Origin of the sequence: Sorangium sp. So ce693 (genome assembly GCF_051521375.1) — a bacterium.
Lineage (GTDB): Bacteria > Myxococcota_A > Polyangia > Polyangiales > Polyangiaceae > Sorangium > Sorangium atrum.
In genome coordinates this window covers 6,458,288-6,473,539 of sequence record NZ_CP150347.1, presented here as the reverse complement: position 1 = coordinate 6,473,539, position 15,252 = coordinate 6,458,288, and the positions used below count along the sequence as shown (strand labels likewise).

Genomic DNA, 15,252 nt, shown 5'->3' with positions numbered 1-15,252 from the left:
TTCGGCGGACGCTAGCGCCGCGCGCCCCCGAACCTGGCCGCGGTACAAAAACGGTGATAACGGCTGCCGCGCGCGCGTCCGGTCGTTCTCGGCCGCCCGGGCAAGAGCCCCGCCCCTCCGCGCGTTGTTCGCGAATGCAGTCCCCGAAAACGCCCTTCCTGCGCCGCGAGCGCATCGGCCTCCTCGTCCTCTGCGCGTCCGCGGCCGTGGCGATGTCGTCCGCCGTCGGCCGAGGCGCCCGCGACCGCTCGACCGCGCTCGCCGCGGAGCTCGCGGAGCGGGGCGTCGCCGCGGCGGCGGGCGACGTGGTGTGGGTGGATCCGCCGCGCGGCGGCCTCCACCCGTTCGGCGTCGACGCGCGCGCGGTCGCGCGCGGCGTGCGCGCCGGCGGCGAGCGCGGGGAGCCCACCGATCTGTACCTCGTCGACGCGAGGCTCTCGCCGGAGGGCGTCCTGCTCGACGTCTCGGCGATCCACAACCTCACCGAGACGAGCGGCGCGGACGAGTCGAAGCCCGTGCTCCGCGGCGAGGCCCTCGCCTACGTCTCGCGTCCGCTGATCGAGGCCGCGTCGCCCACGGTGCACGTGCTCGATCTGGACGGGCAAGAGCTCTCGGGCGGCGCGGACTGGTCCCTCGTCGAGCGGCTCCAGCACGCCGTCACGAGCTGGCAGGCGACAGGCCGGCTGCGCGGGATCGGCCGGCGGACCTTCGTGATCGACGTCGCCGAGGAGCCGCACCCCGAGGAGCCGGGCGCCGAAGAGCCGCGCGCCGAGGAGCCGCGGAGCCGCCGCGGCCCGGACGCGGGGGACGTCGCCGTCGCCTTGGAGGACGACAGCGCGGTCGTCGTCCGCGCGGGCGGCCGCGAGGCGCGCCTGCCGGTGCGCGGCGCGGACGACGCGGCGCTGCCCGCGTGGATCCGCGCCGAGGCGTCCGAGGTCGCGCGGCCGGGGAACCTCGTCACCTGGGCGGTCGACCGGGTGCGCCTCGTGATCGGCGACGCCGCGATGCAGACGGTCAAGGCCGTGGCGTTCACGGCGCTCGATTTCGTCCTCCGCAACAAGGAGGCGGTGACGGGCGACACCGGCGCGGAGGACATCGCCTCGGACCTCGGCCAGAGCGAGCTGGATCCGCCTGTCCGCCAGATCCCGATCGATCCCGAGATCGGCTGGCCGCCGGCGCCGCTCGAGCCCTGGGTGACGCCGCCGCTGCCGGGCGAGGGGCAGTGGAACCCGCAGGGCGGCGACGCCTTCGTGCGCCAGCTCGACGGGCTCCCGCCGGCGTTCATGACCACGTTCCTCCGGACGGATCGCTCGCGCAAGGCGACGCGCGTCTACATCGCGCTCTGGGACCCGCGCCAGGTGGAGCTCCACATGATGGCGGGCACGGTGGAGCCCAAGGGCGCGACGGGCGAGGCCGGGCCGGGGCTCATCCCGCGCACGCCCGAGGTCATGAAGCGCGTGGTCGCCGCGTCGAACGCCGGCTTCCAGGCGATGCACGGCGAGTTCGGCATGATGGCCGACGGGGTGATGTACCTGCCGCCGAAGCCCTACGCCGCGACGGTGGCCGTCCGGCGCGACGGCAGCACCCTCTTCGGGAGCTGGTCGGAGGACGAGACCGTCCCCGAATGGATGCTGTCGTTCCGCCAGAACATGACGGTCATGGTCGAGGACGAGAAATTCAATCCCTTCGGCCGGACGTGGTGGGGAGGCACGCCGCCCGGGTGGGCCGACAAGACGCACACGGTCAGGACCGGCATCTGCCTGACCCGCGAGCGCTTCGTCGCCTATTTCTATGGCGCCGACGTCAGCCCCGAGGCCCTGGCCCAGGCGATGATCCAGGCCCGTTGCTCCTACGGGATCGCGCTCGACATGAACGCTGGCCACAGCGGGCTCGAGTTCTATCGTGTGGCGCCGAACGGCGAGCTGCCGCCGCTCGGGCGCCCTCTCCAGGGGGAATGGGAGACCGAGGGCGACGTCTCGGGGCTCTCGGGCTACCGGTTCCGCGGCCGCCGGCTCATCCGCGGCATGGGCCTGATGAACTTTCCCCGCTATATCCGGCGGGAGGCGCGCGACTTCTTCTACATGACCCTGCGCCACCTGTTGCCGGGGCCGCCCTTGGCGCCCCGCGCGGCGCCGGCCGTGGCGGGGGAGGGCGCCTGGCGCACCCAGGGGCTCCCGCAGCACGGCTTCCCCTACGCGCTCGCGATCACCGAGATCCGCCCCGATCCCGCGCGGCCCGACGTCCGGTTGCGGGTGCTCAAGGTGGATCCGCGGACCGTCACGGCCGCGCCGGTGGGCGAGCCCGGGGCGCCCGCGCCGGCTGGCGCGGGCGCGACCGTGGCGGTCTTCAGCGACGGCGCCGCGACGCACGGCGCGGGGCAGGGCGAGGGATCGAGCATCTGGCACTCGGCCGGGTCCTTCTCCGCCTCGCCGACAGCCCCGGTGCGCGGCGCGGTCCGGGTCGCGACGGGGGCGCTCGGCAGCGCGAGGGCCGTGGCCGCGCTGGGCGTCAACGACGAGGACGGGATGCTGATCTACGTCGAGCGGGCCGCGGCCGGGCCGTCCAGCGCGCCGGACGCCGCGCTGGCGCCGGACGCATCGGCGCCGCCCCCGGCGCTCGTCGACCCGCACCCGCGCGACGCCAAGCTGCTCCAGGATTTCCTGGCGGGGCTCGGCTGCTCCTCGCGGATCTACCTTCCCCGGCCGCTCACGGTGGCCCTCGGCGGCGATACCGATCTCTCCGGCGCCGCCGTCCACCCGCCGTCAGGTCCGCGCGCCGTCCGGCTCACGCGCGCCGAGGCGCCCGGCGCTGGCCGGATGTTCGAATCCACACCGATCGTTCCGCACAGCGTCTGGTACCCGCTGCAGCAGAAGCGCGTGCGGTACTTCAAAAAGCCGAAGAAAGAGGAAACGCCAGACGGCGATCACTGAGCGGGGCGGCGCCCCGGCCCTTCCCTGACGTGCAGTAGGCGCTTGTGCGCTGACGGCCCGACGGACTAATACACGGCGGTCGGTGCATCGATTGCGATCCTTCGGAGCTTGCGACATCTCGGCGCGGATCTGCGTGGGCTCGCCGGGCGGGGGCGCGCGCGCGATTCGCGGGTGGTGGATCGCGCGCAGCGTCGCATTGCGGCGCGCCGCGGACGTCGCGCGCCGCATCGCCGGCGGTGGAGCGCTGGATCCGCGCGAGATCGCGGCGCGCGCGGCGCCTCGCCGCCGCCGAGCTCCTCCCGATGGCGCTCGCGAAGTCACCGGACCAGCGGTACGCTGCAGCGGATCAGGCGATTGCAGCGCGCTCCGAGCTCGCCCGCGACGAGCGCTTGTACATCGGGTTCACGCTCGTCGCGCGGAGCAGGCGCGATCGTTTCCGGGACGCCGTGGCGAACGGCGCCGCATATCCTGAGGAGTTCTCGAACATGGCGGACAACAAGGGCGGCAGCGATCTGGACGTATTCGAGGGGCTCGCGAAGAAGAAGTCGCCCGCCACGAGCCCCGCCCTCGTGCCTCCCTCGCCGCCTGCGCGGTCGCGCACCCTCGTCGGCGCGGCGGTGCCGCCGCCTCCGAACCATGCGGCCACGCTCCCGAGCGGCGTGCCGTCTCCGCTTCCTCCGCCCGTGACGCAGAAGGGGGCCGGCCCGTCGTCGCTCCCGCCGCCCGTGCCGTCGAAGGGGACGAGCCCGGGGTCGCTCCCGCCGCCCGTGCCGTCGAAGGGGACGAGCCCGGGGTCGCTCCCGCCGCCCGTGCCGCCGAAGGGGGCCGGTCCGGCGTCGCTCCCTCCGCCCTTGTCGGCGAAGGGGGCCGGTCCGGCGTCGCTCCCGCCGCCGTCGCTCCCGCCGCCGGCCGTGACGCAGAAGGGGACCGGTCCGGCGTCGCTTCCGCCGCCCGTGACGACGAAGGGGACGAGCCCGGGGTCGCTTCCGCCGCCGATGCCTCCGTCGGTCAAGACGGGCTCCCTGCCGCCCGTGGTGGCGCCTCGGTCGCGCCAGCCGTCCCTGCCCGCGATCAGCGCCCCGGCCCTGCCGTCGAAGAGCCCGCTGCCGCCGGCGCCCGTCAGCGGGGCCCCGAGCTCGCTGCCTCCGGTGGTCCCTCCGCCCGTGCGCCTTCCGTCGGTGAAGCCGCCGCAGAAGGCGGGTGACGACGCGAAGCCTCGCTCGGCCAAGGGCACCGCGGTCGACATGAACTGGGACGACGACGAGGAGTCGACCCACGTCTACGACAAGCAGGGGAACGACTACAATCATGGGCGCTCGAGCGCGCTGCCCGCGGCGGGCTCACCGTCGATCCCGAAGGCGGCCGCGGCGCTGGTCGCGAGCTCTGGCGGCGCGGCGTCGGCCTCGCGGGTGCGCACCCCCGTCCCGGCGCCGCCGCCGATCCCGAGCGCCCCGCCCGCGCCGGCGATGCCGCCGGACCTCGGGCTCCGCGCGCTGTCGCGCAAGGACGAGCCGACGGAGATCCGCCCGCGCCACGTGGTGCAGCAGGGCGCCGGCAAGGCGGGCGTGCTCCTCGGCGGGCTCGCGCTTGTCGCCGTGCTCATCCTGGCGGTGGTCCTGCTGGTGCCGAAGAAGGGCGCCCTCACGATCGACCTGAAGACCCCGGGCGGCAGCTCCGTCGACCGGGCCGAGATCTTCCTCGACGGCCAGAAGCGCTGCGACACCGTGCCGTGCGTCGTGCGCGATCTCGAGCCCGGCTCGAAGGTGGTCAAGATCCTCGCCCCCGACTTCCCGCCGCGCGACGCCGTCGAGATCGTCGAGGGCGGCAAGGAGAAGGTCGTCGTGATCACGCTCGACGCGGCCAGCGCGGAGCGGTCGTCCACCAGCGCGTCGACCACGACCGGCGTGAAGGCGTCGGGCGCGCCCGGCGTGAAGGTCTTCATCGACGGCGAGGAGAAGGGCGCGCTGCCCGTCGAGGTCAGCGTGCCGCCGGGGGAGCACAAGATCCGCTTCGACGGCGGCGAGCGCTTCGAGCCCCTGGAGCAGACGGTGGACGTCGGCCAGGGCCAGATGAAGGACCTCGGCGCGGTCGCGCTCAAGGTGCTGAAGGGGCAGGTGACGCTGGAGCTCGCCACGTCGGGCGCCTCGGTCAAGCTGGTGAGCGCCAAGGGCACGGAGAAGAAGCTGCCCGATTCGGCCTGGAAGAAGCCGCCGGTCAAGGTGGATGTCGCCGCGTCCGAGCGCTGGAAGATCGTGGCGACGAAGAAGGGATACAACGACTTCTCTCAGCCGATCTCGTTCGAGGACGGGCAGGCCGAGAGGACGATCCGGATCGCGCTCGACGAGGCGCGCAAGTCCGAGTCGGCCGCCGCCTCGCCTGCGCCTGCGCCCGCGCCTGCACCGGAGCCGGCTGCGCCGAAGTCGGAGGCCGTGGCCGCCGCGCCGAAGGCGGAAGCGCCGGCGGAAGCGCCGGAGCCCGCGGCTGCTGCCGGCGGTGCGACGCTGAACATCAACTCGATCCCGGTCTCGAAGGTGGTCCTCGACGGGCGGCCGCTGGGGAGCACGCCCAAGGTGGGCGTCAGCGTCCCTGCGGGGTCGCACACGGTGATGTTCATCCATCCGGATCTCGGGAAGAAGTCGGTCACCGTCACGCTGAAGGCAGGCGAGACGAAGACCGCGGCCGTCAAGTTCGAATAAACATCCAGCCACCAGGGACGCCTGGAGAGCCGCCAGGGACGCCTGGAGAGCCGCCAAGTACCGCTGGAGGGTCGCCAAGGACGCCGGGAGAGCTGGCGGGACGCTCCGGAAGACCGCCAGGAGCGCCCAGGAAGGCCGCCAGGGACACCCAGGAAGGCCACAGGGGGCATCAAGACCAGGCGCCAGGGACACCAGGAAAGCCGTCTGGAACGCCAAGGCCAGCTGCCCGGGGCGCCGGGAGAGCCGCCAGGGACGTCAGGAGAGCCGCCAGGGACACCCGGACGAGCTGTCAGCGAGTCCGGGCGCTGCAGGGCGCTGGCCGTCGCTGCCTCCGGCGGTTCATTCCGCCTGCTCCGCGGACGCCCCGGCGCCGCGCCGGCGATCGGCGCGCCGCTTCAGCGCCCGCGGCAGCTCACCGCTCGCCCTCGACCCGCTCCGCCCAGGCGCGCCAGGTGGTCGCGCAGCGCGGCTCGTCCGCGTGCGCGCCGCCGGCGCAGTACGCCGGGTCGCGCGGGGGGCCCAGCACGAGGATCGCGGTGTTGCTGACGAACGGCAGATCGCGCCGCCAGAGGTCGCGGAACCCGTCGAGGCGCCGGCGGTACTTCTCCGCGTCGCGCGCGTCGAGGAGCTTGTCGAGCTGCGCGCGGATCTTCTGCTTGAGCTCCTCGTCGTCGGTGACGGCGAGCGTGCGCTGGAGGAACCGGATCTGCGCCTCTCGCTCGCCGGCGCGCCCCAGGAGGCCTGCGCCGCCGAGCGCCTGCCAGCTGATGTTCGCGTCGCCGCCGCCGAGCTCCGCGGCCCGTGCGAGCATCCGGGCCCCATCGAGGCGCCACTGCGCCTTCTCCTCGGGATCGGTCAGGTACGTGGCCGGCGCGATGAAGCCGACGAACTGGCCGAGCGCGAGCCAGATCTCGCCGTCGAGGGGGCGGTTCTGGACCCCGCGCTCCATGATCTCACGCGCCTTGACGACCTCGCGGTGCGGCGTCTCGCTCGTCTGGAACGTGATGAGCGCGTCCGCGAACAGGTAGGGCTCGCGGAAGGTCGGGTCGAGCGCGTTGATCGCGTCGAGCAGCAGGGTGAGGTTCTCGAACCGGCGCCGCTCCATGGTGTGCATGCCCTGCGAGACGAGCACGTGCGACCAGAGCAGATCGGCCAGCGCGGAGCGGTAGCCGAGCGACAGGGCGACCACCTCGTCCGTCGGTGGCAGGACGTACACGTCGGAGGTCTCGGCGACCCGCTGCTCCAGGTCCGCGGCCGGCGCGCGCACGCTCCCGATGGCGACGGCGGCGGCGGCGGAGAGCGCGACAGCGACGAGCGCCTCGCGCGCGCCTGCGAGGCGGGCGAGGAGCGAGCGGGCCGCCGGAGGAGGCTCCGCCCCGGGCGCGGGAGGGTCCCCCATCATTCCACCTCGCGGTCCACGAACATGCCCGGCAGCACGCGGGCGGGCTCCCCGGGGATCCGCTCGCCGCGCACCTCGAACGTGGACAGCACGCCGTCGCCGTCGAGGTCGCCGTGCGCGGTCGCTGTGAAGCGCATGGCCTTCGACGCGTCGAGCTCGCTCGTGAACTGGAAGGAGAACGCGTGGGGCCCCTCGAAGCGGAAATCGAGCGACCGCCACGTGAGGTGCTCCCACGATTCCGGCGGATCGACCGCGCGCACGCCGCGCGGCACCTGGGCCGGGGTCAGCGGGGCGGACGGGGGGAAGCTGATCTCCTGCGGCCGCGACTCGGCGTAGGCGACCGCGCTCGTCACCAGCCGGTCGAGCCCTTCGATGGGCTCGCTCAGCTTGGACGCGCTGAGGTTTCGGAAGAACGCGGGGACGGCGACGGCGAGGACGCTGCCGCCGACCGCGAAGGCCGCGCTGAGCTCCAGCGCGCTCCAGGAGCGCCAGGTCATGGGCTCCTCTCTACCTCACCCCTCCACGATCGAACAAGCGCGAGGGAGGCACGGTTCGCATCAGTCGGAGTCGATGTTCGTGTAGATCGCGGTGCTGGTCGCGATCTCGCCGTCACGCACCTCGCCGGTGCGGGCGATCGTGTACCTCTGCCCGTCTCCCCTCAGGTCGCCGACCGCGCCCACCTCGAACCCCGCCGCGCTGGGGAGGGGCGCGCCAGGCAGGCCCTGGCTGACGTAGCTCCCGCCGACCTGGTACGAGTACTGGAAGTAGATGGGCTGGCTGATCGAGAAGCCGAGGCACTGCCACCCCGCGAGCGTCGAGCCCGAGTTGAAGTCGTCGCCGGGCGCGTTGCTTGGCTGGTACTTCGTTCCCTGCACGGAGGCGAAGAGGAGCGGGACCGGCGTCGCCGAGGTGCAGAGGATGTGGGTGTTCGCCGATGCGACGCCCGTGGTGGCCAGGATTTGCGCGATGTCGCGCTCGCGCTCGTACTGGTTGATCGCGATGCGGGTGATGACGCCGACGGTCTGCTTCGCTTCAGCCGTCTTCGCCGTGATGAGGTGGTTGCGAACCCCGACGATCGCCAAGGCGGCGAGCACGCCTGCGATCGCGACCACGATCATGACCTCGACGAGCGTGAAGCCTCGTCCACGGACCGATGTCGTGCTCGACATAACACGCCCTTTCCGCTCGCAGACGACGCCGGTGAACCCGGGCTGCCGGGCTCATGCGAGCCGGGCAGCCCGGGGCGAGATCACTCGTATTCGTTTTCGATGAACACCTGCGTGGCCAGGACCACCTCGCCGTTGACAACGTTGCCGCCGCGCGCGAAGGCGCTGAAGTCGGTGCCGTCGCCATCGAGATCGCCCTGGGCACCCGCTTCGAAGCCTGTCGCCGTCGGGTCGGGCGAGGCCCCGCTTACGCCGGTGCGAGCGCCCTTCGTGTAGTTGTACTGATAGTAGATCGGCTGCGTCATCGAGAACTTGAGGCACTTCCAGCCGCCGAGCGACGTGCCCGTGTTGAAGTCCGCGGCGTCGGCGGTGCTCGGCTGGTACTTCGTGCCCCGCACCGAGGTCATGGCCGCCGGGACCGGTCCGTGGCCGGGCGCGTCGACTCCCGTCGACTCGCACAGCGAGTGGCTCGCAACTGCCGACGACGTGCCGCCGGCCAGGATGGCCGAGGCGGAGGTCTCCCGCTCATACGCGGCAACGGCGCCGCGGGCGATTGCGCCCACAGTATTCTTGGCCTCCGAGGTCTTCGCGCTCGCGAGGTACCGGCGCACGCCGTAGATCGCCAGCGCGGCGAGGACGCCGATGATGGCGACGACGATCATGAGCTCGACGAGCGTGAAGCCTCTCCTGTCATATCGCTTGATTGCACGCATGAGTGTCGATCCTCCGTGATGCTTTCTTTAATTGGATGCTTTGCCGAGACTGACCATGATGTCGCCTGGTGCGGGCTCGGCCGGCCCGCAGCGCGAAAACCTCTCCCACGGACAGGCGCTCTCTGCGCCTCACCGGAGCAAAACTCCTCTACTCCGTCACTCCGTCTCGTTCTCCCAGTAGATCCCTGACATCGTGGATGTCGTCAGGAGCAAGGCCAGCGTCCCATCCGAGTCGCGATCACCGGCCGCCTGGACGACGTACCAGGGGCCGTTCGGCGCGAACTGCGGATCTGCCAGCGGGTTGCCAGCGGGCAGCCCCGCCCATGTGAAGCCTGAGTGTGGCGTCACGCTGAAGGGGGGGGCGTCGCCGGCCACGGTCGCGTATCCGAAGCGGACCGCGCCGTCCGTCGTCACGTTGAGCAGCTGCCAGTTCGTCGCGTGTGGGTGAGCGCCGCCCCACGCGCGCTTGCGATCGCTGAGCGTCCCCGCAGGGTACCAGGCATCGAGCGATCCCTGAGACACATTCAGGTACACGAGCATCTCGGCCTTGTAGGCCTCCTGTGCACCGCGGATGCCCTGCATGACCGCCTTCGGCTCGGCGATGCCCGCCGCGTCCATGTACCTGCGGTATCCGACCATGGCGATCGCCGCGAGGACACCCACCATCGCGACGACGACGAGGAGCTCGACGAGCGTGAACGCTCGCCTCGCTGCGCTTCGCTGTCGCCGCGTGCTCCGCATGCGCCCTGATGCTTCAGCAGGTGACGTGCCAAGGAGAGCGCGGCGCGGCGTCATCTTCGAGTTGCGCGAGAAGCTCATGAGTTGCCTCGGTTTTCCTTGAGGTGAGGAGGGCAGGGTGCCGGAGGTGTGGGGTTGTGTTCTTTTGCGGCGGTGACGAAAACCGTCACTGCAGGGCGCCCGGCGGTGACGATTCTCGTCGGGATCCTCCCTCCGGGTCGTCGTCTCCCTCCCCATCGGCGGCAAGGGCGTGCTTGGCGAGGCGGTAGCGCAGCGACCGGAACGAGACGCCGAGCAGCTTCGCGGCCGCCTTGCGGACGCCGCCGGTGCGCTCGAGCGCCTGGAGGATGAGCCGGCGCTCGACCTCGCCGATCACCTCGTCGAGCGCGCACCCCTCGGGCGGGAGCTGGGCGAGCAGCGGCGCCGGGCTCGCGCTGAGGCCGGCGACGGCGCCCGGGAGGTCGCCGAGGCCGATCGTGGGCCCTCCGGCGAGCGCCACCGCGCGCTCCATCATGTTCTCGAGCTCGCGCACGTTGCCCGGGAAACTGTAGGCGTCGAGCGCGCGCACCGCGTCCGTCGTGAGGCCGCGGACGTCCTTGCCGAGCTCGGCGGCGAAGCGGCGGAGGAAGCGCTCGGCGAGCCGCGAGACGTCCCCGGGGCGCTCGCGCAGCGGCGGCAGCTCGATGCGGATGACGTTCAGCCGATAGTAGAGATCCTGCCGGAAACGGCCCTGGCGGACCTCGGCCTCCACGTCCCGGTTGGTCGCGGCCAGGACACGGACGTCCACCGAGATCTCCGCGGCGGCGCCGACAGGGCGGACCTTCCGCTCCTGGAGCACGCGGAGGAGCTTCACCTGGAGCGCGGCCGGCAGCTCCCCGATCTCGTCGAGGAGCAGCGTCCCGCCGTCCGCCTCCCGGAACAGCCCCATCGAGCGCGCGCCGGCGCCCGTGAACGAGCCCTTCTCGTGGCCGAACAGCTCGCTCTCCATGAGCGCCTCCGGGAGCGCCCCGCAGTTGACCACCAGGAACGGCTTGGCCGCGCGATCGCTCTGGTCGTGGATCGCGCGGGCGACCCGCTCCTTGCCGGTCCCGCTCTCGCCCGTGAGCAGCACGGTGGTGCGCGTCGGCGCGATCTTGGCGATCAGCTCGGCGATCCGCTGCATCGCGACGCTCGTGCCGAGCGGCTCGCGCGACGGGAGATCGAGCCGCTCGAGCTGGGCTCGCAGCCGCTGGTTCTCCGCGACGATCGAGCTCTTCTCGAGCGCCTTCGCGGCGAGCGCTGTGAGCTCCGCCGGCGAGAACGGCTTGGTCACGAAGTCGTATGCGCCGTGGCGCATCGCGTCGAGCGCGCTCTCCACCGTGGAGTGCGCGGTCATCACGATCACCTCGGTCGCGTTGCTCCGCGCCTTCGCGGCGGTGAGCACCTCGATCCCCGAGCCGTCGGGCATCACGAGGTCGGTGAGGACGAGCGGGAACGGCTGCGGGTTCTGGCGGATGGCCTCGATGGCTGCGCGCGCTCCGGGCGCGACAACGACCTCGTAGCCCTGGCGGTGGAAGGCAATGTGGAGCACCTGGCGGAGGCCCGGCTCGTCATCGACGACCAGCACCCGGGTGGCGTTCTGCGGGATGCTCGGCGGGATCGACGCCATCACGCCAACACCGTATCACGATGCTCCGCTCACGCGTCGATGGCGGCCATCGGGCGCGGCGCGCCGCGTCGTCACGTCACCGTGTCGTCACGTCGCCGCGTCGTCACTCTCCCACGTCGGTGCATGGGGCTCCGTCGCGCCCTCAGGGGCAGGCGTCGCTCACGACGCCGAGCGGTGTGCGCTCCTCGACGACAAACGATTGCGCCTCGCTCTCGTCGCCTCCGTTGCCCTCCAGCTCCTGCCATACGAGCAGGGTGTCGCAGAGCTCGGCCTCGATCTCGAGGAGGTAACGGCCGTTCCTGTCGGTGTCGTCCTCGATCACGCCCCGCTGCGTCCGCTCGTTGAAGAGGCTGACGCGCGCGCCAGGGCTGCAGTTGCCCGAGATCTGCCACACCCCCTCGCGGTCTGCGACGGGCCGCATCGTGTCGGCCGGCTCGGGCGGGGGGAGCGGCAGCGTCGGGCTCAGGCACGCCGCACCGGCGAGCAGCGAGATCGCGAGGGCGACGGCGAGGTGAAGCGCAGCGCGGCGGAGCATCGGCACGGCACGGCGTCATAGCACACCATGTGCCGCGCCCCCTCCGCCGCGGAGCGCCCTGATTCAGCCGGATTTTCAGCGATCGCGCCGCGACCCGATCGCCGGACCGTCAATTCTGTTGGCGCTCGCGTCCATCGGTTTGCAGCACGCGCAGGGCGACGCGCCGCTTCGCCGTGGCCGCGCCGAGATCCGCGGCCGGGGGGAGCCCGGCGCCGCGCCCGCTCTCTTCGTCGTCGAGCAGCTCGCCGACGAGATCGTAGTCGCTCGCCTGCGTGATCCGGACCCGGCACATCTGGCCGGGGCGGACCTCGCCGCCAGAGAGGTAGACCTGTCCGTCGATCTCGGGCGCCTGACCGGCGTGGCGGCCCATGAGCACGTACTCGTGCTCGTCGCTCGTCCCCTCGACGAGCACCTCGAGCTCGCGGCCGATCATGGCGGCGCTCTTCTTGTGCGAGATGCGGCGCTGCAGCGTCATGAGGCGGCGGTAGCGGCTCGCGGCCGTGCGCGCGGGGACCTTGCCCTCGAGCTCGTGGCTGCGGCTCGCCTCCTCGTCGGAGTAGCGGAACACGCCGACGCGCTCGAACTCGGCCCAGCGCACGAAGTCGCAGAGCTCCTCGAACTCGGCGTCCGTCTCGCCGGGGTGGCCGACGATGAACGCGGTGCGGAACGTGAGGTCGGGGACGCGCTCGCGCAGCGTGGAGACGACCCGGCGGAGGCGATCGCCGCCGTGGCCGCGCCGCATCCGCTTCAGCATCGCGTCGGCGGCGTGCTGGAGCGGCATGTCGACGTAGGGCACGACCCGCGGGTGGCCGGCGAGCAGCTCGACGAGGTCGTCGGTCATCTTCTCGGGGTACAGGTAGAAGAGCCGCACCCAGCGCACGCCGGGCACGTCGGCGACCCGTTCGACGAGCTGCGCGAGCGTCGCGCGCGCGCCGTCCTCGGCGCGGCCGGCCGCGTCGCGGCCGTAGGCGATCGTGTCCTGCGAGATGAGGTTGATCTCGCGGACGCCCGCGGCCGCGAGCTGCTCCACCTCGCGCACCACGTCCGGGATGGGCCGGGAGCGCTGCGCGCCGCGCAGGTCCGGGATCACGCAGAACGAGCAGGTGCGGTTGCAGCCCTCGGCGATCTTGACGTAAGCGCTGCCGCCGGGGGTCGAGAGGGTGCGCGGATCACCGGCGTGGATCAGCCACTCGGCGGGGTTGCCGACGAGCATCCGCTCGGCGTCGCCCGCGAGCACCCGGCCGAGCTTGAGCATGTCGCTCGACCCGAGGAAGTGATCGACCTCGGGCATCTCGCGGGCGAGCTCCTCGGGGTGGCGCTGCGACAGGCAGCCGGCCACGACCAGGCGCTTGCAGCTGCCGTGCTCCTTGTGCTGCGCCATCTCGAAGATGGCGTCGATCGACTCCTTCTTCGCGTCGCCGATGAAGCCGCAGGTGTTGACGACGATCACCTCGGCCTCGGCGGCGTCGTCGACGTGCGCGTAGCCGGCCGCGCGGGCGACGCCGAGCATCACCTCGGAGTCGACGCGGTTCTTGGGGCAGCCGAGGCTGACGAAATGGACCTTGCGTGAGCTCATGTCGCCGCTCCTTCGCCGTCGACGAAGACGACCCGCCCCGAGGCGAGCGTCATCTTGACGCGGCCCGTGAGCTGCCGGCCGAGGAACGGCGTGTTCTTGCTCTTCGAGCGCAGGCGCGCCGGGTCGAGCACGAAGCTCAGGTTCGGATCCACGAGGCAGAGCTCGGCGCGGGCGCCGGCCTTGATCGTGGGCGCCTCGAGCCGCGCGATGCGGGCGGGGGCGCGGGTGAGGGCGTCGACGAGCCGGCCGAGGGGGAGGGCGCCCTGCCGGACGAGGTCGAGCAGGACCGGGACGACGAGCTCGAGGCCGATGAGGCCGGGCGACGCCTCGGCGAACTCGCAGTCCTTCTCGAGCGTGGAGTGGGGCGCGTGGTCGGTGGCGACCGCGTCGATGGTGCCATCCGCGAGCGCCTCGCGGAGCGCGTCGACGTCCGCCTGCTCACGCAGGGGCGGGTTGACCTTGCACGCCGTGTCGTAGCCGAGCACGGCGGCGTCGGTGAGCGTCAGGTGGTGGGGCGTCACCTCGGCGGTCACGGCGATGCCGCGGGCCTTCGCCTCGCGGAGGATGCGGACCGCCCCGAGCGACGAGATGTGCGCGACGTGGTAGCGCGCGCCGGTGGCCTCGGCGAGCAGCACGTCGCGCGCGACGATGATGTCCTCCGCCACGCGCGGCCAGCCCCGGAGGCCGAGCCGCGTCGAGATCGCCCCCTCGTGCATCTGCGCCCCGTCGGTGAGCGCGTGGTCCTCGGCGTGCTGGATGATCGTGAGATCGAAGGTCTTCGCGTACTCGAGCGCGCGGCGCATGACGGAGCTCGACGTCACGCAGCGGCCGTCGTCGGAGACCGCCACGGCGCCGGCGTCCTTGAGATCGGCCATCTCGGTGAGCTCGGCGCCCTTCTGGCCCATCGTGATCGCGCCGATGGGGTGGAGCGCGGGCCCCCCGATCGCGCGGGCTCGCGCGATCATGGCCTCGGTGATGGAGCGGGTGTCGTTGACGGGCCGCGTGTTCGGCATCGCGCACACGTGGGCGAAGCCGCCGGCCGCCGCGGCGGCCAGCCCGGAGGCGATGTCTTCCTTGTACTCCTGCCCGGGCTCGCGGAGGTGGGCGTGGAGGTCGACGAACGCGGGGAGGAGCAGGAGCCCATCGCCCTGGATGATCTCGGCCCGGTCGGCGCGGCGCAGCTCGTCGGTCGCTGCGCCGCGTCCCGCCCGGGTGATGACGCCGTCTTCCACGACGACATCGATCACGTCGTCGAGCTGTTGGGCCGGGTCGACGGCGCGCACGCCGACGAAGAGAAGGAGAGGAGGAGGTGAGCCGATGGCCGCCATGGGAGCGCGCTCCCCTAGCACAGGCGCTCCTCGTCGTGCACCGGTGCGGCGTCAGCGGGGGAACCAATCCGGCAAGGAGACCGCGCGCCGGGGTCAGCTGGCAGCCGGAGGAAGCCAGGGAGGCCTGAGCAAGGCGAAGGACGGGAACGCGACGGGCGCAACGGATGCGACGGATGGGACGGATGGGACAGATGCAACGGATGGGACGGATGCGACGAACGTGATGGATGCAACGGACGTGGCGAACTCAACAGGCACAACGGACGGAACGGTCGGCGAAGAAAAACGCTCGGGGCGTGACACAGCGCTTGACGGATCGCGAAAGGGTGAGGTAGTGATGCCGTCCCCGCTCGCGAAGCTGGCGGAATTGGCAGACGCGCTGGATTCAGGTTCCAGTGGGGTAACTCCCGTGGAGGTTCAAGTCCTCTGCTTCGCACCAAGCGCTCTTCTTGTCCTGCTTCTTTAGCCATGACTCTTGCCAAGGTCGTGGCTCTGTCTCTGCTTGCCGTCTTCGGCAGTTCCT

12 protein-coding genes and 1 tRNA gene are annotated in these 15,252 nt (G+C 72.1%); 3 read left to right on the top strand and 10 right to left on the bottom strand.

Annotated features, from left to right (window positions below):
* Window positions 1–134 precede the first annotated feature (134 nt).
* Entirely contained in the window at window positions 135–2,930 is a 2,796-nt protein-coding gene (locus tag WMF14_RS23960) for a hypothetical protein (protein ID WP_437803945.1), read from the top strand.
* 346 nt (window positions 2,931–3,276) lie between these two features.
* Here the strand turns inward: WMF14_RS23960 and WMF14_RS23955 are convergent, their stop codons facing one another.
* A complete protein-coding gene (locus WMF14_RS23955) occupies window positions 3,277–4,176 on the bottom strand; it encodes a hypothetical protein (RefSeq protein WP_437803943.1) in 900 nt (299 codons plus the stop codon).
* Here WMF14_RS23955 and WMF14_RS23950 point away from each other — a divergent pair.
* A complete protein-coding gene (locus WMF14_RS23950) occupies window positions 4,175–5,626 on the top strand; it encodes a PEGA domain-containing protein (RefSeq protein WP_437803941.1) in 1,452 nt (483 codons plus the stop codon). The two genes, WMF14_RS23955 and WMF14_RS23950, sit on opposite strands and share 2 nt — an antisense overlap.
* A gap of 412 nt (window positions 5,627–6,038) precedes the next feature.
* Here WMF14_RS23950 and WMF14_RS23945 read toward each other — a convergent pair whose 3' ends face one another.
* From WMF14_RS23945 to WMF14_RS23905, 9 genes are all read right to left on the bottom strand, one after another.
* On the bottom strand, window positions 6,039–7,028 hold the full coding sequence (locus WMF14_RS23945) for a hypothetical protein (protein WP_437803940.1): 990 nt from the start codon (window positions 7,026–7,028) through the stop codon (window positions 6,039–6,041).
* Complete coding sequence (locus WMF14_RS23940; protein WP_272093088.1) at window positions 7,025–7,522, bottom strand: hypothetical protein; 498 nt, start codon at window positions 7,520–7,522, stop codon at window positions 7,025–7,027. Before WMF14_RS23940 ends, WMF14_RS23945 begins: the two co-directional genes overlap by 4 nt.
* Window positions 7,523–7,582: 60 nt before the next feature.
* Window positions 7,583–8,194, bottom strand: coding sequence for a type IV pilin protein (locus WMF14_RS23935; protein WP_437803939.1), 612 nt, complete (start codon window positions 8,192–8,194; stop codon window positions 7,583–7,585).
* Window positions 8,195–8,274: 80 nt separating this feature from the next.
* Window positions 8,275–8,904, bottom strand: a complete 630-nt coding sequence (locus WMF14_RS23930; RefSeq protein ID WP_437803937.1) for a type IV pilin protein — start codon at window positions 8,902–8,904, stop codon at window positions 8,275–8,277.
* 156 nt (window positions 8,905–9,060) lie between these two features.
* Window positions 9,061–9,645 carry a type IV pilin protein gene (locus tag WMF14_RS23925; RefSeq protein WP_437803935.1) on the bottom strand — a complete coding sequence of 195 codons (585 nt, stop codon included), beginning with the start codon at window positions 9,643–9,645 and terminating at the stop codon, window positions 9,061–9,063.
* Between the two features lie 163 nt (window positions 9,646–9,808).
* Window positions 9,809–11,290 carry a sigma-54-dependent transcriptional regulator gene (locus tag WMF14_RS23920; RefSeq protein ID WP_437803934.1) on the bottom strand — a complete coding sequence of 494 codons (1,482 nt, stop codon included), beginning with the start codon at window positions 11,288–11,290 and terminating at the stop codon, window positions 9,809–9,811.
* A gap of 142 nt (window positions 11,291–11,432) precedes the next feature.
* Window positions 11,433–11,825, bottom strand: coding sequence for a hypothetical protein (locus WMF14_RS23915; protein WP_437804280.1), 393 nt, complete (start codon window positions 11,823–11,825; stop codon window positions 11,433–11,435).
* A 109-nt stretch (window positions 11,826–11,934) separates the two neighbouring features.
* The gene (rimO, locus tag WMF14_RS23910) at window positions 11,935–13,401 is read right to left on the bottom strand and encodes a 30S ribosomal protein S12 methylthiotransferase RimO (protein ID WP_437803933.1); all 1,467 of its coding nucleotides are present in this window, start codon (window positions 13,399–13,401) and stop codon (window positions 11,935–11,937) included.
* The gene (locus WMF14_RS23905; protein WP_272093081.1) at window positions 13,398–14,729 is read right to left on the bottom strand and encodes a dihydroorotase; all 1,332 of its coding nucleotides are present in this window, start codon (window positions 14,727–14,729) and stop codon (window positions 13,398–13,400) included. The genes rimO and WMF14_RS23905 overlap by 4 nt, the downstream gene beginning before the upstream one ends.
* A gap of 352 nt (window positions 14,730–15,081) precedes the next feature.
* On the opposite strand from WMF14_RS23905, the gene WMF14_RS23900 reads away from it, so the two are divergent.
* A tRNA-Leu gene (locus WMF14_RS23900) sits at window positions 15,082–15,168 on the top strand.
* Window positions 15,169–15,252: the final 84 nt, after the last annotated feature.